14 protein-coding genes and 1 pseudogene are annotated in these 16099 nt (G+C 70.7%); 9 read left to right on the top strand and 6 right to left on the bottom strand.

Translation table 11 applies throughout. The features are described from left to right. Positions 1-16: 16 nt before the first annotated feature. The 4 genes from SMD20_RS08865 (at position 17) to SMD20_RS08880 (ending at position 3576) form a co-directional block, all read left to right on the top strand. Entirely contained in the window at positions 17-901 is an 885-nt protein-coding gene (locus tag SMD20_RS08865; RefSeq protein ID WP_329577482.1) for a DUF2268 domain-containing protein, read from the top strand. A gap of 10 nt (positions 902-911) precedes the next feature. Beyond that, the gene (locus SMD20_RS08870; RefSeq protein ID WP_329577485.1) at positions 912-1670 is read left to right on the top strand and encodes a MerR family transcriptional regulator; all 759 of its coding nucleotides are present in this window, start codon (positions 912-914) and stop codon (positions 1668-1670) included. A gap of 62 nt (positions 1671-1732) precedes the next feature. Then, positions 1733-2923 carry a sensor histidine kinase gene (locus SMD20_RS08875; protein ID WP_329577488.1) on the top strand — a complete coding sequence of 397 codons (1191 nt, stop codon included), beginning with the start codon at positions 1733-1735 and terminating at the stop codon, positions 2921-2923. Continuing rightward, positions 2920-3576, top strand: coding sequence for a response regulator transcription factor (locus SMD20_RS08880; protein ID WP_329577492.1), 657 nt, complete (start codon positions 2920-2922; stop codon positions 3574-3576). The genes SMD20_RS08875 and SMD20_RS08880 overlap by 4 nt, the downstream gene beginning before the upstream one ends. Here the strand turns inward: SMD20_RS08880 and SMD20_RS08885 are convergent. Together SMD20_RS08885 and SMD20_RS08890 are read right to left on the bottom strand one after the other, a co-directional pair. Beyond that, positions 3533-5143 (bottom strand): polysaccharide deacetylase family protein, encoded by a 1611-nt coding sequence (locus SMD20_RS08885; RefSeq protein WP_329577494.1) that lies wholly within the window; start codon positions 5141-5143, stop codon positions 3533-3535. The genes SMD20_RS08880 and SMD20_RS08885 overlap by 44 nt on opposite strands. A 91-nt stretch (positions 5144-5234) precedes the next feature. Further along, positions 5235-6584 carry a glycosyltransferase family 2 protein gene (locus SMD20_RS08890; RefSeq protein WP_329577496.1) on the bottom strand — a complete coding sequence of 450 codons (1350 nt, stop codon included), beginning with the start codon at positions 6582-6584 and terminating at the stop codon, positions 5235-5237. Positions 6585-7025: 441 nt separating this feature from the next. Between SMD20_RS08890 and SMD20_RS08895 the strand changes: the two genes are divergently transcribed. Next, positions 7026-7388, top strand: a complete 363-nt coding sequence (locus SMD20_RS08895) for a nuclear transport factor 2 family protein (protein ID WP_329577498.1) — start codon at positions 7026-7028, stop codon at positions 7386-7388. On the opposite strand, the gene SMD20_RS08900 is transcribed toward SMD20_RS08895, so the two are convergent. Next, complete coding sequence (locus SMD20_RS08900; protein ID WP_329577501.1) at positions 7357-7689, bottom strand: hypothetical protein; 333 nt, start codon at positions 7687-7689, stop codon at positions 7357-7359. The genes SMD20_RS08895 and SMD20_RS08900 overlap by 32 nt on opposite strands. Positions 7690-8565: 876 nt before the next feature. Here SMD20_RS08900 and SMD20_RS08905 point away from each other — a divergent pair. Together SMD20_RS08905 and SMD20_RS08910 are read left to right on the top strand one after the other, a co-directional pair. Continuing rightward, positions 8566-8742 (top strand): hypothetical protein, encoded by a 177-nt coding sequence (locus tag SMD20_RS08905; protein ID WP_442942459.1) that lies wholly within the window; start codon positions 8566-8568, stop codon positions 8740-8742. Continuing rightward, the gene (locus SMD20_RS08910; RefSeq protein ID WP_329577504.1) at positions 8739-9572 is read left to right on the top strand and encodes an aldo/keto reductase; all 834 of its coding nucleotides are present in this window, start codon (positions 8739-8741) and stop codon (positions 9570-9572) included. The genes SMD20_RS08905 and SMD20_RS08910 overlap by 4 nt, the downstream gene beginning before the upstream one ends. A gap of 284 nt (positions 9573-9856) precedes the next feature. On the opposite strand, the gene SMD20_RS08915 is transcribed toward SMD20_RS08910, so the two are convergent. Both SMD20_RS08915 and SMD20_RS08920 read right to left on the bottom strand, forming a co-directional pair. Next, a complete protein-coding gene (locus SMD20_RS08915) occupies positions 9857-10039 on the bottom strand; it encodes a hypothetical protein (RefSeq protein ID WP_329577507.1) in 183 nt (60 codons plus the stop codon). Between the two features lie 161 nt (positions 10040-10200). Continuing rightward, entirely contained in the window at positions 10201-11592 is a 1392-nt protein-coding gene (locus SMD20_RS08920; RefSeq protein WP_329577510.1) for a hypothetical protein, read from the bottom strand. Between the two features lie 121 nt (positions 11593-11713). Here SMD20_RS08920 and SMD20_RS08925 point away from each other — a divergent pair, with 121 nt between their 5' ends. Together SMD20_RS08925 and SMD20_RS08930 are read left to right on the top strand one after the other, a co-directional pair. Then, positions 11714-12832, top strand: a complete 1119-nt coding sequence (locus SMD20_RS08925) for a tyrosine-type recombinase/integrase (protein WP_329577512.1) — start codon at positions 11714-11716, stop codon at positions 12830-12832. 813 nt (positions 12833-13645) lie between these two features. Then, positions 13646-15556: a multicopper oxidase family protein gene (locus tag SMD20_RS08930; RefSeq protein WP_329592479.1), complete on the top strand. Its 1911-nt coding sequence runs from the start codon at positions 13646-13648 to the stop codon at positions 15554-15556. 81 nt (positions 15557-15637) lie between these two features. Here SMD20_RS08930 and SMD20_RS48330 read toward each other — a convergent pair. Then, a pseudogene (locus tag SMD20_RS48330) lies at positions 15638-16086 on the bottom strand (IS982 family transposase); the annotation flags it as partial. Positions 16087-16099: the final 13 nt, after the last annotated feature.

The raw sequence follows: 16099 nt of genomic DNA on the forward strand, positions 1-16099 counted from the left end.
TTCTAGCATCGGGGCCATGTCCATCACCGTTCTTGACACCTGCTCCGCCATGCGCCGGATCCTGCTGGCCCCGGCCGCTGACCGCGCTGACCTGCTGCGTTCGATGCTGGAGCCCGTCAGGGGCATGTACCGCTACTATCCCGGCGAGATCGACCTGGTGGCCACGCACCTCCAACAGTCCGGATTCCCGATCGACCGCGACGAGGAACGTTGCCTCGACGCGCTCGAGACCCTGGCGGCGGCCGACGCCTGGAAGCGGATGCAACGCGCCGTCGACGACGCGTTCGCCGTGCTGCGGGAGGCGACGCCGGGGCTGGCGGTCCCGGACATCAACGTGCTGTTCGTGCTCGGCGACCCGGGTGACGAGCATTTCATGGGGCCCTGCAAGGGAGTGACCGGGTTCGGCGGCATCTCGGGCCAGATCCTGATCACGTTCTGGCCCTTCCCCGAGAACGTCGAACGGCTGGAGAGCACCGCCGTCCACGAGCTGCACCACAACCTGCGGTTCAGCCCGGGCGGCGTCGTGTGGGACCCGGCGACCGTCACGGTCGGCGAGCACATCGTCTCCGAGGGCCTGGCCGACGCCCTCGCCCGCCGGCTCTACGGCGACGAGATCGGCCACACCCGGATCGGCGTGCCGCACCTGCACGACGACGAGGTCTTCGCCAAGGTGCTCGCCGGGCTCGACGTGACCGGCATGCAGAACTTCACCGCCTGGGTGCACGGCGACCCCAGCGCCGAGCGCTTCGGCCTGCCCCCGGTGGGGCTGCCGATGGGCGCCGGGTACGCCGCCGGCAGCCGGCTGGTCGACACCTACCTGGCGGAGACCGGGCAGACGGCGGCCCAGGCCCTGTACGCCGACAGCGCGGAGATCATCGCGGCCACGCTCAGGAACAGGTGACACTGGGACGGTGGAGTGGACGATCCAGGAACTCGCGGCGAGGGCCGGCGTCACCAGCCGCACCCTGCGTCACTACGACCGCGTCGGGCTCCTGGCACCGTCCCGGGTGGGCACGAACGGCTACCGCTACTACGACGCGGCCGCGGTCGTACGGCTGCAGCGGATCCTGCTCATGCGCCGGCTCGGCATGGGCCTGCCGGCCATCGCCGAGGTCCTCGCCGACGAGGTGGACGTCCGCGACGGGCTCCGCGCCCACCTCGCCGCGCTGGAAGAGGAACGTGACCGCATCGAACGGCAGGTCCGGTCGGTACGTGACACGCTCGACGCCCTGCGGAAGGGGGCGGAGCCGCGGATGGACGTCCTGCTGGCGGGGTTCAACGACCACTACGAGGACGAGGTCGTCGCACGCTGGGGCGAGCGCGCGTACCAGGTGAGCAACGACTGGTGGCACGGCAAGACCCTCGACCAGCAGCGGGCCTGGAAGCAGGACACCGACGACCTCGTCGCGGCGTGGGTCGCCGCGGCGAAGGCCGGGGCCGCTCCGGCGTCGGAACACGCGCAGTCACTGGCCGCCCGGCACGTCCGGTGGCTGAGCCGGATCCCGGGCACCCCCACGGCCGAGGGCGACCGGGAGCGCTCGATCGAGATGGTGCAATGCCTGGGGGACATGTACGTCGACGACCCCCGTTTCGCCGGCATGTACGACGACGAAGCGGGGGCGAGACTCGTCCGCGACGCCCTGCGGACGTACGCGCGGACCCGGATGTAGCCCCTGGTCGTACACCCGTGGTCCGATGCGGGGGTCGCGGACGCGCCGTTACGATTCCGGGCATGCACGTGACACCGCCCTCGCCGCCGCTGAAGCGGGTCCCACCCGGCGCGTGGACGGCCCTCGCCTGGTGGGCGGGCCTGGTGTTCACCTTCCTCATCCGCATCAGGCTCCCCGGCGAGTCCGGGCCCGCCAAACTGGCCGGGCATTACTTCTACCAATGGGATGGATTGGCCTTCCTGGTGGCGGCCACCGTGCTGGCGCACGTCGCCGCCGTCCTGCTGCGCCGGCGGCCGCTGCCGGCGCTGGGCCTGCTGCTCGCCGCCGCGATCCTCGCGTGTGTGCCGCTGGGCGTGGCCGAGATCCCTTTGGCGCAGTTCCTGGCGGTCGATGTCGCGCTGTACTTCATCGCGGCCGGACGCGCCCGCCGGACCGGGATCCTCGCCCTGCTCGGCGCGCTCACCGTCCTCGCCGGCTACCTGACCGTCCGGGTGCTGGCCGGCTGGCCCGCCGGCACCTCGGCGGAGCTGGCGGTGGCCATGACGGCTGTCATCGCCTGGCTGGTCGGCCACTCGGTACGCCAGGCCCGCGAGCACGCCGAGACGCTGGCCGCCACGGCCACCGCCCAGGCCGTCGCCGACGAACGCCTGCGCCTGTCGCGGGAGCTGCACGACACGGTCGCCCACAGCATCGGCGTCATCGCCCTCCAGGCCGGCGCCGCCCGGCGGGTCATCGACACCCAGCCGGGCCGGGCGGGCCAGGCGCTCGGAGACATCGAGACGGTCGGCCGGGAGGCGCTGTCCGGACTGCGGCGCATGCTCGGCGCCATGCGCCACGGCGACCAGAGCCGTCCCTTCGACCCGGCGCCCGGCCTGTCGGACCTCGACAAGCTCGCGGCCACGACGACGGACGCCGGCGTCCACGTCGAGGTGCGCCGGCTGGGCGAACGCCGCCCGCTGCCGCCGGAGATCGACGTCTCGGCCTACCGCATCATCCAGGAAGCGATCACCAACGTCGTCCGCCACGCCGGCACGAGCCGCTGCCAGGTGTCGATCGCATACGGCGACGACGAGCTGGCCGTCGAGGTCCTCGACGGAGGCCGCGGCCCGCGCCGCCCGCCGGAGAGCGGCTTCGGCCTGGTCGGGATGCGGGAGCGCGTCAACCTGCTGCAGGGCACCTTCTCCGCCGCACCGCGCGCCGAGGGCGGCTTCCGCGTCACGGCCCGCCTGCCCCTGACCACCGAGACGCGATGACCGTCCGCGTCCTGCTGGCCGACGACCAGCCACTGATCCGCACCGCCCTGCAACTGGTCATCTCCGACGCCGCCGACCTCGAACTCGTCGGCGAGGCCGCGACCGGACTCCAGGCCGTCCAACTGGCCGAGGAGCTGAACCCCGATGTCGTGGTGATGGACATCCGCATGCCCGTCATGGACGGCATCGAGGCCACCAGGCTGATCGCCCAGGGCCCCAGCCGGGCCCGAGTGATCGTCCTGACCACGTTCGACGAGGACGAGCACGTTCACGGCGCGCTCCGCGCGGGCGCATCCGGGTTCCTCGTCAAGGACATGGCCCTGGACGACATCCTCACCGCGATCCGGGTCGTGGCCGCCGGCGACGCCCTGATCGCGCCGGGCGTCACCCGGCGGTTGATCGAGGCGTTCGCGGGCCGCCCCGCACCCGATCCCGTACCGCGCGAGCTGGAGGGCGTCACCGAGCGCGAACGCGAGGTCCTCACCCTGATCGCCCGCGGCCTGACCAACACGGAGATAGCCGCCGACCTGGTCATCAGCGTCGCCACCGTCAAGGCGTACGTGGGCCGGCTGCTCAGCAAGCTCGACGCGCGCGACCGGGTCCAGCTGGTCATCCTCGCCTACGAGGCGGGCCTGGTGTCACCGTCGAAGTGATCGCCGCCGGGCCGGGGCTGCCACCCGGAGTCACGCGCAGGTCGGTGAAAACCGGCCAGCGCCGGCCGGCGCCGTCGCGAACGATCGACAGTGCGATGCCGCCGGTGTTGTCGGCGCCGTGGCGGCTGGGCGCGCTGAGCCGGATCGCTCCGTCGACCAGCGCGACGATCCGGCTTCCTCGCACCGTGAGCAGCACGTGGTGCGTGGCACCGGGTGTGAGCGGGTGCTCGGCGAGGACGCCCCCGCCGCTCCGGCCGTTGATGAGCTGGGCCGTGCGCGTGGACAGCCGGATCGCCACCGGCTCCCGCCCGCCGATGCGGGCGTGGAGGCTGGCGGTGTTCGTGTTCGCGGCGAGCCGGGACACCTGCACCTCCACGGTGTAGTCGTCCCAGTCCGCCGAGCTGTAGGGGGCGTAGGCGGCGTACCTGTAGGTGTCGTGGCCCGGCTGCGGGTGCCTGCCGGTCAGCGGGAAGTCGCCCGGCCTCACGGGTTCCCCGCCGGCGGACGTCCACCGTTCGTGGTCTTCCAGCGGCGTTCCCCGGGGAGGGATCTCGACGCGCCGCGTCACCTCGCGCATCAGGACGTCGGCCGTCGTGTCCGCCCGTACCTCCAGCCGCTCGTACTCCTGCGCCGCCGAGGATCTGCGGCTCGGCGGCATCGGACGCGACGCGTGGTTGCTCATCGCCAGCACGAACGAGTCCTTGATCATGCGGTCGGCGAAGGCCCCACTCGTCGTACCGGTCGACGAGGGCTCCGGCGGCCCGCCGTCGCCGGAGTCGGAGAAGGGGTAGGAGAACAGGGCCGGCCGCGGCAGCCCATGCTGTTGGAACGCGCGGAACGCCGCCGCGAAATCGGCTCGGACGCGCGCTTGGCAGCGGGCGGGACTCTCCCACTCGCCGGTCGCGGGGGAGTAGACCCGGTTGGTCAGCAGCGACCCGGTCCGCCCGCCGGGCCCGGTCGCGACCCGGGCGTGCAGGTCGTGGGTGTGACTCTGGAAGTCCCACCGTCCCGAAGCCGCCATCCGGGAGATCTCCTCCCAGGACAGGTAGTACGTCCCGCGGCCTACCATGCCGGTGATGAGGAACGCCGAGGCCCGCATGCCATGACGGGCCAGGATCGCGTCGCCGTAGATCCACACGCCGCGCGCCCCGTCGTCGAACGTGATCACGACCGACCGTCGCGGCACCGGTCCGCCCCGCGCGTACGCGGCCAGCTCCGCCCCCGACAGCGTCTCGTATCCCGCCGCGCGCAAGGCGCTCAGGTGCGACTCGAACTGCTGCGGCGTCACCGTGTACGGGCCGCCGCCGCCGGGACGGATGTCGTGGTAGGTGAGGACGACCGGCGCGGCGCGATCGGGAAGGCCGGCGGCCAGGCCGCGCCAGCCGGCCACCGCGTCGGCCGGGAGCGGGCCAGGGCTGGTGGTCTCCTGCTCGGCGACCGACCTCAGATGCTCGTGCAGCCGCCACGACAGCACGAAGGGCGCGGCCACCGCCGCCAGCGCCAGGAGCGTGAGGCTCGCCCTGACCAGCCGCACGGCGGCGCCGCGTCCGGTCACAGGATCTGCCACGGCAGCCACCCCCCTCGGCTGAGCACGAACACGTACAGTGCGCCGATCGCCATGGCGAGCAGCACCCCGGCGACCGGGCTGAGCAGCCGTTTCACGAGGCCCCCCGGAACCAGTGCTTGCGCCGGATCGTCACGGCGGCGTACGGCAGCAGCCACGACAGCAGCACCGAGGACAGCAGGCTCATCACCAGCCGATAACGCCAGCGCGACGAGCCGTCCGCGCCGAACTTGAACGCCATGCCCCAGAAGAATCCTTTGATCACCACTCCGGACAGATACAGCCAGGTCATCAGCCACATGCCGGTGAGCGGTTCCCACAGCAGATGGCGGATCACGAGCACCGGGGCGGCGAGCACCCACAGCATGTGCACGTAATACAGAGCGGCGGCCCCCACCCCGCGCCTCCAGATGAACGTGCCGGTGAAGAAGATGTTGCGGATGAAGCTCTTCTTCCATCGGATCTGCTGGCGCAGGAACGGCCGGAGCCGGTCGGGCACCGTGGTCCAGACCCGGGCCGAGCGTACGTACGACGTGCGCCAGGCAAGCTCGGGGTAGTCGACGTCGCGCACGAACGGCGAATCGGCGTGTCGCCGCTTCAGGCCGCGCCCGCGGTAGCGCTGGCCGAGGACATATCCGGTGAGCTGCCTGTCGGTGGCGAAACGGAACTCCGCGCCGAGAAAACGGTCCTCGGCCCAGGCGGGGAGGTAGTTGTAGATGGCGTCCCGGCGGAAGACCGCCAGCGGCCCGGAGACGCAGACGACCGCGCCGAAGACCGACTCGGCCGCCTTGATCACTCGGAACTGGCCTTCGTACCACACGTCCTGCGCACGGGAGAGGACGCTCTGCTCAGCGTTGAGTGCGCGCGCGTGCCCGCTGACCGCGCCCAGTTCGGGGTGCCTGACGAGCGCGGTGACGCAGCGGGACAGGGCGTCCGCGGCCAGCACGCAGTCGGAGTCGGTGAAAGCGATCACGTCCCCTTTGGCACGTTCCATGGCGCGGACGAGCGCCCGCTTCTTGCCTACGTTCTCCTCCAGGAAGAGGACCTCGATCGGGAGCTCGCGGGCGAGCTCCCGCAGGACGTCCGGCGTGCCGTCGGTAGAGGCATCGTCCACCACGATGACCTGCACACCGTCGAGGTCTCCCGCCACCATGGAGTGCACGCACGCCTCGATGCCCGACTCCTCGTTGCGCACCGCGACCAGGAAACTGACGGTGGGCTGAGCGGGCAGCGGGACGAACAGGTCCGTGTCGCGGCCGCGGCGGTGTGCGCTTGGCGGATGCACGGCCGGGTCGGCGTACCTGGTGTAGGCGAGATAGAAGATCACAATTGTGGAGGCGAGCACCAGGCAGCCGTAGCTGAGCAGAAGCGGAGCCTGGAGCACGTACGGGATGGCGCGGCCGAGGAGCAGGAGCAGCGGGAACAGCAGCACCAGCGTCGCCACCCGCCGGATGCCGTGCTGAACGCCGTGGTCCAGACGGCGCAGCCGCGCACGGATCCGTTTCGCGCGCGACGCGCTGGGCGAAAGACCCTCCTGGGATCTTCGGGGGCGCGGCGTGTCGGCGGCGGTGACGGCGGGCGGAACAACAACGGATGGAGGGCGCACGAAATCCCCTGTGCTGGGCGTGAATGAGTGATCGCCAGTTGATCGAGAAGCACCCTAGCCAGGGCCGCTGAGGCCGGAAAGGATTGACACCATAGCTTTGCGGAAGACGGGCTATGACGTGCCACAGGTGGCGTCGCGTCACAGCTCAGCTCGCGTCCCCCCGCCGGTCGGGACTGATGGTCAGGATCGGTCGACCGGAGTCCCTGGATCGGACTGCAAAGATCAGCCGAGCGTGAACGTCCTGGCGCGGCTACGGCGCCGGCTGGGAGGGTGGATCTCATGATGGAAGACTTGCGGGACGCCGAGCGCCGGCTCCAGGCCGCGCAGCTCGCTGGAGATGTCGAGGCGCTGGATCGGCTGCTGGATGATCGGCTGATCTTTACCTTCGGTGCGAACGTCGCGACCAAGGCGGACGACCTGGAGCTGCACCGCACTCGGACGCAGGTGATGACGAAGGTGGCCGAGGAGGAGTTGACCGTGCTCGCCGATGGGCGCACCGGGGTGACGTGGTTTCTCGGCACCGTCGAAGGCACCGTCTCCGGTGCGCCGTTCGCGGCCAGGATGCGCTACACCCGTACTTGGCTGTACGACGAGACGCACGGCTGGCGAATCATCGCCGTGCACGCCGGCACGACCGATTGACACGGCCTACACGTTGTCCGACGACGGCCCGCCGTCGGGGTCCCAGAACCTCGGTGACCTTGGCGATGGCTTCGGCGCCAGGCTTGACGTAGCGCATGGCGGTGCGGGGGTTCTTGTGGCGGGTCTTGCCGCCGAGGTGGGTGGCGGCGCTGTGGCGCAGTTGGTGCAGGTCTAGGCCGGCGTACTTGTCCAGCAGGACGCGGGCGCGGTCGTAGCCCAGGCGAGCGCGGCCGGTGTGCGGGCAGATGTCGGCGGCCGCCGGGCGACGGGCCGGGACCGGGCGGCGTTCGAACAGGAACACCGGCCCGTTCGTGCGCGTGCTGCCGTCCGGGAGTCGGAGGAGCCGGGGCAGCAAGTGGGCGGTGCCGCTGTCCCATCGGCGAGCGGCCGGTCGCGGCCGAGCCGCTCGATGGTGCGGTCGATGGCCGAGGCGTAGGCGCGGTGAGTGTTGGGGTTGGCGGTGCGCAGGGTGGCCAGGAAGGCGTCGGCGGCCGTGGCGAGCACCACGTGTTGCGAGGTGTGGGTGGTTGCGGCGGTCGGCGATGAGGATGAGCAGCAGGCCGGCCAGGACCCAGGCAGCCAGGACAGGGGCGCCGGCTCCGGCACAGTCGAAGAAGTTGTTGGCGCGGGCCAGGCTGCCGGAGGCACCGCGGGCACCGGGGCAGGAACTGGCCGAGGATGGCCCAGCCGCTGGGTAGCCAGTAGGGGCCAGCCATACCGGACAGCGGGCTGCCTATCAGCACCGCTGTGCTGATGGGAGGTGATGTCGGCCGGGTACCTCGGCCACTCCTTCGGCAGCTCGCCCAGCGGGAGTGCGGCGCCTTCCGATCAGGCATCAGCTGCGTGATGACGATCGCGAACACCACGCGGCTGAACGCCACGTCCCGCGTGAGGTCTGTCACCGGCGTTTCCTCTGCCGTTTCCTCGTGCTCAGCCTGTTTCACATTGAGCTCTCACCGGATCGGCGTGCCTCGTACGAGCCGGGCATATCGATGGCGACATTTGACCAGAGACGGAACCTATGCCCTGAACTTCGAGGGAATGCCGTGAGCTGGGCCCGCCTCGCTCACCGGCACTGGGCCCGCATTGCCGCCGGCCAACGCATCCACCGCATCACCCGCCGCATACGAGCGCACGCCAGCCCGCGGGCACCTGGCAAACCAATCAAGGGAACAGCATGAAAGCACTCGTCTACAACGGTGTCCGCGACGTGGTGGTCAAGGACGTGCCGGATGCCCGCGTCGAACGGCCGACCGACGTCCTGATCCACGTCACCGCGACCAACATCTGCGGGTCGGACCTGCACATGTACGAGGGGCGCCCACCGAGCCGGCGAGGAAGAGAAGACACATGACGGCCATCCGCACCGTCGCACTGCCGTCGGGCGTCCTGGTCCCGGCACTCGGCCAGGGAACCTGGCATATGGGCGAGGATCCTGTACGCCGTGACGAAGAGATGGACGCGCTGCGGGCCGGCCTGGACCTCGGCCTGACCTTGATCGACACCGCCGAGATGTACGGCAACGGCGGTGCCGAAAGCCTGGTCGGCGCGGCGATCTCGGGTCGCCGTGACGAGGTCTTCCTGATCAGCAAGGTGTTGCCGAGCCGCGCCGACCATGACGGGGTGCGGGCCGCCTGCCATGAGAGCCTGCGCCGGCTCGGCACCGACCACATCGACCTCTACCTGCTGCACTGGCCGGGAAGTGTGCCGCTGGCGGAGACCGTAAGGGGATTCGACTCCCTCGTGAGCGACGGCGCGATCGGCTCGTGGGGAGTCAGCAACTTCGACGTCGGCGACCTGGCCGCACTTCCCTCCGGGACGACCCCCCAGACTGATCAGATCCTCTACAACCTCAGCCGCCGCGGGCCCGAGGTGGATCTGCTGCCCGAGTGCCGGCGGCGCTCGATGCCCGTCATGGCGTACTCGCCCATCGAGCAGGGACGCCTGCTCGGCTCCACCGCACTGCGCGAGGTCGCGGCCGCCCACCGCGCGACGCCTGCGCAGGTGGCGCTCGCCTGGGTCCTGCGCGACGACTCGATGATCGCCATACCCAAAGCCGCCACCCGTGACCACGTCCAGGAGAACGCGGCGGCCCTGGACCTGCGGCTGACGCCCGACGACCTCGCGACGCTGGACCGCGCCTTCCCCGCGCCCGACCACAAGGTGCCGCTCGACATGCTGTGATCACCCTGCCGAGCCCGTCTTGCAGGAGGTTGGACCGGCCTGTCGTCCTCCTCTGGCGAGAACAAGGCGCCGCACGGTGCACTGCCGGCGGTCGGCGCACTGCACAATCTGAGGTGCGCGGTCGCGGGCCTCGGACGCGTACGCGGTTTGTGCGGTGCTGTTGCAGCCAGTGGGCGAAGGTGGCGCCGAGCCGAACGGGCGGCACCCCTCCAGGCGTCGGTGCGTGAGGGCATCGACGATGGCGGTGGCATATCTGCGGGTTGACCAGCTTCCGCGCCTGGCCGTCACCTCCCCGAGGTCGGGGGCGATGCGCGATCCGGTGGGAGAGGCACCTGGTGCAGACCGGCGCTGGTGAGGGCGTAGAACACCGGCAGCACCACGAAGATCACCAGGCCGGCGAGCGGTGCGACCAGGTACCCGATGAGGCCTGCGGCGGCATAGAGGATGACTCCGACGAGTGCCCGCATCCGCTCGGTGGGGAAGTGCCGTTCGCGTACAGGTTCGTCGGCCGAGGGCCGAAGCGCGGCTGAAGAGGGCAGGTCTGCGCGTTGCCGGCAGCCGGTCGTCCATGCTCGGCCGCGGTCTCGCGGGGCAACGCTCAGCGGTCCCCGAAATACCCCGGGCATGGTCATGCGCCCAGGTCGGCAGCGGGAACGGCGACGGCCTGCAGGGCGGCGCTCAGCGCTCGGGCGCGCGGCGGCGACTGGGAGGCGTCGCCGAGGGGAATCGCGCTGTCGGCGTGGTGCAGCAGGACCACGCCGTCCTGCAGGGTGACGGCGTGGACGGCGGCATCCGATAGCCGTACGCCGGGCCGGCCGTCGACGTCGGCGAGTGGCGGCACCACCAGGCCGGTGGCCGCCTGGGCGGCAGCAAGCTGGCGGCGTAGGGTCTGCAGCTCGCGTTCGGCCATCTCCAGCCGGGTTTCTGCGGTGGCTTGGGCCAGGCGGGCCTGGTCGCGTTGGGCCTGGAGCCGGTCGAGGTCTTCGTCGAAGCGGCGTTGCCGTTCGGCCAGGTCGTCGCGGACCGCGCGGGTTTCGGCGCGGGCCTGCTCGGCGTGCGTGGTGGCCTGGTCGAGCTGCTGCCGGGTGGTGGCCAGGTGCGCGGTGACCTGTTCGAGGTGTTCGGTCAGGCGGCGGGTGTCGGCGTGAGCCTGGGAGAGCTGACGGTCGCGCTCGGCGAGGGCGGCGGCGCGTTGTTCGGCCAGGTCCGTGACGCGGGACACCTCGGCGTCCAGGGTGCGAAGCTGCTCGGCTTGGCGGCTGGTCAGGGCCTGCTCGTCGTGCAGTTGGGCGGTGAGCCGGCCGATCTGCACGCCGAGGCGTTCGGCGTTGGCGCGGGCCTCGTCGTGGATGCGGTCCCGGTGCTGTTCGGCCTCGCGCTGGGCGTGCAGGGCCTCCTGCTGGGCGCGCAGGGCGGCGTCGCGTTCCTGTTCGGCTGTGCGCTGCGCTGCCAGGGCGGCGCGCATGGAGGTCCGGGCCTGTTCGGCGTCCTGCTCGGCCTGCTGCACGCTTGTCTCGGCCTGGCCGAGCTGGGTCGCGACTGCGTCCCAGACCTGTGTGAGGCGCTCGTCCAGCTGCTGCAGGTGCTCGCGTTCGGCGGCCAGCTGGGCGTCGCGCTGGTGCAGAGCGGCGCGGATCTGGCCGGCCTCGGCGGTGAAGGCGCTGACGGCGGTGTGCGTGGCCACCGCGGCGGGGGCGCTGTCGGCGGCTCGGCTGGCCTCGTTGGCGCACAGCTTGCAGCAGTACTTGCTGGGGCGGCCGCCCTTGCCAGGCTCACGCTCGGGCTTGGCGCGGCCGCAGCCGGGCCGGGCGCACTGGCGCAGCACGTCGTCGGTGTCGAGGGCGAGGCAGTCGCGGGTGTGTCCGCGGCCGCCGCGGGCCGGTTCCTGTCCGTCCTGTCCCGTGCTCGGTCCTGCAGTGGGTCCCGGGGATGCCGGGATCTCGCCCGGTTCGAGGGGGAGGCCGTTCGACAGCGTCGGCGACGGGGCGGTCGGCTCGCCGTCGGAAGTGGTTTCCGTCACGAGCTGAATTTAGCATCAGCATGTGCGTTGTACAGATCAGCTTTCGCATATCGCTAATGCGTTTCTCCGATGATCACTGAGAAGTGAACTTCTCAAAGATCATCTCTGCTAGGGTTGCTCTGTGATCGAGTCCGAGCTTGTCCCGGGGCCAGGGTCCCGCCCGCTCCCCACAGCCGCCTTCCCGGCCTTCCCCGCCTCCGCCGCCGGACTGGCGCCGACGGCCGCAACGGCGATCGCGCCCGCCCGCGACCCGTACCTGCTCTACCTAGGACGTCTCGGTAGCGCCGACTCCCGCCGCGGCATGCGGATCTGCCTGGACCACATCACCCGCATGCTCACCGGCGACCGGCTCGACGACGCCGCCGTCACCGGCCAGGGCCAGCCCTGGCACCACCTGCGCTACGAGCACACCGCCTGGATCCGCGAGCAGATCGACCAGATGGACTGGTCGCCCGCCTACCGCAACAAGCACCTGGCCGCGTTGCGCGGCGTGCTCAAGGAAGCCTGGAAGCTCGGCCTGCTCAGCACCGACGACCACCAGCGGGCCGTCGCCTTGGCCCCGTTCGCCGGCCACCGCGAACCGGCCGGCCAGCACGTCCCGGACACCGTCATCGGCGCCCTCATCGCCGCCTGTGACGCCGACCGCTCACCCGCCGGCGCCGTCACCGGCGCCGGGCTGCGCGACGCGGCCGTCATCGCCGTACTGGACGCCTGCGGCCTGCGTCGCGCCGAACTGGTCGCCCTGCAGTACGCCGACTACGACCGGGCCCGGCGCATGCTTACCGTTATCGGCAAGGGCGACAAGCAGCGCCGCATCCCGGTCAACACCTTCGCCGCCCGCCGTCTGGAGGCATGGCTCGCCCGCCGTGGCACCCACCGTGGCCCGCTGTTCCCGCGCCTGACCCGGGGCGGCACCGTACGCACCGCACCCGACGGCCGCCCCTGGCAGATGAACCCCCAGGCCGTACGCGACATCCTCGCCAAACGCACCGAACAGGCCGCCACCACCCCGGTACGGCCCCACGACCTGCGCCGCACCTTCATCTCCAACCTCCTGCCGCAGGCCGACGCGATCATGACCGCCCGCCTGGCCGGCCATGCCAGCCCCAGCACCACCCTCGGTTACGACGTACGCCCCGACGAAGAAGCCCGCGACGCCGTCGAACGACTCCGCGTCCCCACCGTCGCGCCCCTGCTGTCCGAGACATCCGCTGACCATCGGCCTCCCGCCGCACCATGACAAGGACCGTTCGCTGGAAGTGAGGCTGTCGATGATGCCCACGATGGCTGCCCAGACCTGGATCGACGTGAGCTTGTGACGTAGGCGCCGACGCAGCCGGGGCCGGGCAGGGGCGCGTACGGGAAAGCGGGGTGCGGTGCGCAGGAGCGGCGACCGCCGCGACTTGTGATCGCGCAGGGCAACGGGAGCCGAGATGAACCGCTGGCGGTCCGCCCTGGATGGACGGCCCGCCAGTTCACGTCGGCTACAACGACGCCGGCCGCCTCACCAAGCAGGCCCGGCCGGGCAACAAGATCACCCGGCTACACCGTGAACGCCGTCAGCCAGGTCAGGACCGAGACCAGCCCGGCCGGCAACGCCACGAGCTACGACTACGACCTCGCGGGCCGGCCGCCCAAGATCACCAACGCGCTCGGCAACTCCTTGTCGGCGCCATGCCCGGCGCGTGGATCCCTGATGCGCGCCGTTGGGCCGTGGTACGGCGACGCTGCCTTCGTTTCGCCCTCCACCCCGACCTCGTCATCACCACCTTCGTGAAGGCCCGTGCGCGGCAATCCACCCGCCCCCGACGACGATGTCGACCCTGTGACCGCGCTGCTCGGCACCTGCCACCGGTTCGCCACTCAGGGGCCCGCAGATGGTTCTGCACAGAGGCGGGAAACGGCTGGATCACGGCAAAGGCCCGCCGTCAACGGCTCACACAGGGTACATAACCCCCGACAGGCGCTTTGTCGGCATTCCGGAAGCGGCTCAGCGGCCCTTCGGAGGCTGGAAGCGAAGGTCCTGGCCCTCGCCTGGGAATGGGAGGTGGAGATGATCACGAGACGGGGGTTCCTGAAGGCCGGAGCGGGTGGAGCCGTCCTCCTGGTTTCCCGCTCGGACCCTGCCGTGGCCCTCCTCGGCAGCCTGATGAACCCTGCGTCCATCGCCAAGTACGTCGTCCCGCTGCCGATTCCGCCCGTGATGCCACCGGCCTCGACAACCGGCCCGACCGACCGGTACGTGATCGGCGTGCGACAGCTCCGCCTGCAGGTCCTGCCACCTGGCAGCCCGGCCACGACAGTACTGGGCTACGGGGCAGTGGGGGTGCCTCGGAGCTTCAACAGCCCGGCTTTCACAGTGGAGGCCCGAGTCGGCCGTCCCGTACAGGTCAAGTGGGTGAACGAGCTGGTCGACGGCCACGGGAGGACTCTTGCTCATCCGCTGGCGGTGGATCCGACACTGCACTGGGCCAATCCTCCCGGGGGACAAGCGGGACGTGACTCGCGACCGGCCTTCGCCAACACACCCGGCCGCTACCTCGGGCCGGTCCCGATCGTCACGCACCTGCACGGCGGGCACAGCTCCGACCACAGCGACGGCCATCCCGAAGCGTGGTTCCTGCCGGCGGCACGGGACATCCCGCCAGGGTACGCAACCGAGGGATCGCAGTACGCCGGTTTCGCAGCCGCTTTCGCCGACCGGTACGAAACCGCCTGGAGCGCGGGATCGGCGGCCTTCCACTACGGCAACGACCAGCGGCCCGCGACCATGTGGTTCCACGACCACACCCTCGGGATCACCCGCCTCAACGTCTACGCCGGACTCGCCGGCTTCTACCTCCTGCGCGGCGGTCCCGCCGACCTCGCGCCGGGCGTCCTGCCGGGGCCGGCAGCCGCCTCCGGCGCGACCGGACGGCAGGGAGTCCACGAAATCCCGATCGTCATCCAGGACAGGACTTTCGCCGCCGACGGCTCGCTGTTCTACCCGGTGAGCCGCAGGCAGTTCGACCGGTTCGCCGGACCGTACATTCCCCGCAGTGACATCCCGCCCATCTGGAACCCGGAGTTCTACGGCACCACCATGATGGCCAACGGCCGCACCTGGCCGCATCTGGCGGTGGAGCCGCGGCGCTACCGGTTCCGGCTCCTCAACGGGTGCAACGGTCGCTTCCTCGATCTGAAGATCGTCACGAATCCGATGGCTAGACGGCCCGCGTCCGCTGCCCTTCCCTTCTGGCAGATCGGATCCGACGGAGGATTCCTGCCCGCGTCCGTGCAGCTCGGGGAGGTCCTGCTGGCCCCGGCAGAACGCGCCGACGTGATCGTCGACTTCACCGACGTCCGCCCGGGGACGGAACTGTTCCTGATCAACGAGGCCCCGGACGGCCCCTTCCACGGCCGCCACGCCGCCGCTCCGGCCGACCCGGCAACAACAGGGCAGGTCCTGAAATTCACGGTACGCCCGCTGACGGCACCCGACCGCAGCGTGCCACCGGTCGATCTCGTCTTGCCCACCTTCACCCCACTCGGCGCGGCCGGCACCACACGCAAAGTAGCGTTGCTGGAGCGGGCCTCAAGGGTGGTGACGGGCACGGGACCGGCGGCCGTGCTTTTGGGCACCCTGGAACGAGGCGGTACGGCGAAGATGTGGTCCGACCCGATCACCGAGAACCCCGCCGTCGGTGCCACCGAGACATGGGAGATCCACAACTTCACCATGGACGCCCATCCGATCCACATCCACGAAGTCCTCTTCCAGATTGTGGACCGCCGCCCGTTCCACGACCCCGCCCGGCCACCGGAGGCTTGGGAGCGCGGCTTCAAGGACACCGTCATCGCCTACCCGGGCCAGGTCACCCGGATCAAGGCCACCTTCGACCGGCCAGGTCTGTTCGTCTGGCACTGCCACATCCTCGAACACGAGGACAACGAAATGATGCGCCCCTACCGCATCAGCCCATGAGCGCCGGTCTCAGAGTGCGGTTCGCGAGTCGATGTCCGTGATGTCGCTATGTGATCGTATGGATTTGTAGCGTTACCATCGGCCGCCATTCGACAGCAGGTGCAGCCGCAGCCCCAGAAGAAGCGCGAATGGGAGGGGCAGTAGCCGTATTCGGCCCAGCCCGCCAGGTTGCTGCGCGGGGCCGTCTGCCGGGAGCGGCCACACTGTCGGCCATCCACACATTGTCGCTCCACAAGCCGGCGTCCCGGCCCAGGATACGGATCAGGCGCAGGACCAGGCCGGTGGCGGCACGCAGCCGTTTGTTGTAGCCGGACTGGCCGGGCAGGTAGGGGAACAGGCCGCCGAGGTGCGCGCGGGCGTGGCGTAGCCAGCGTCACTCGGAGATGAAGCCGAGGCAGTGCCGGCAGCACCGCCAGCGTGACCAGTTCGGCGTCGCTCAGTTCGAGGCGCGGGCCCGTCGCAGGACGTTCCGGCGCCAGATCGGGCGATGCGATCAGCTGATCGTCGATCGCTGCACGTCCGCAGGCAATCGCCGAACCTCAG

The sequence above is a fragment of the Nonomuraea sp. LP-02 genome, assembly GCF_036289125.1.
Lineage (GTDB): Bacteria > Actinomycetota > Actinomycetes > Streptosporangiales > Streptosporangiaceae > Nonomuraea > Nonomuraea bangladeshensis.

Bases quoted from the DNA above. Each gene is read 5' to 3' on its own strand.
- SMD20_RS08865 (WP_329577482.1), top strand. From the start codon at position 17: ATGTCCATCACCGTTCTTGACACCTGCTCCGCCATGCGCCGGATCCTG.
- SMD20_RS08875 (WP_329577488.1), top strand. From the start codon at position 1,733: ATGCACGTGACACCGCCCTCGCCGCCGCTGAAGCGGGTCCCACCCGGC.
- SMD20_RS08880 (WP_329577492.1), top strand. From the start codon at position 2,920: ATGACCGTCCGCGTCCTGCTGGCCGACGACCAGCCACTGATCCGCACC.
- SMD20_RS08895 (WP_329577498.1), top strand. From the start codon at position 7,026: ATGATGGAAGACTTGCGGGACGCCGAGCGCCGGCTCCAGGCCGCGCAG.
- SMD20_RS08905 (WP_442942459.1), top strand. From the start codon at position 8,566: ATGAAAGCACTCGTCTACAACGGTGTCCGCGACGTGGTGGTCAAGGAC.
- SMD20_RS08910 (WP_329577504.1), top strand. From the start codon at position 8,739: ATGACGGCCATCCGCACCGTCGCACTGCCGTCGGGCGTCCTGGTCCCG.
- SMD20_RS08915 (WP_329577507.1), bottom strand. From the start codon at position 10,039: ATGCGGGCACTCGTCGGAGTCATCCTCTATGCCGCCGCAGGCCTCATC.
- SMD20_RS08930 (WP_329592479.1), top strand. From the start codon at position 13,646: ATGATCACGAGACGGGGGTTCCTGAAGGCCGGAGCGGGTGGAGCCGTC.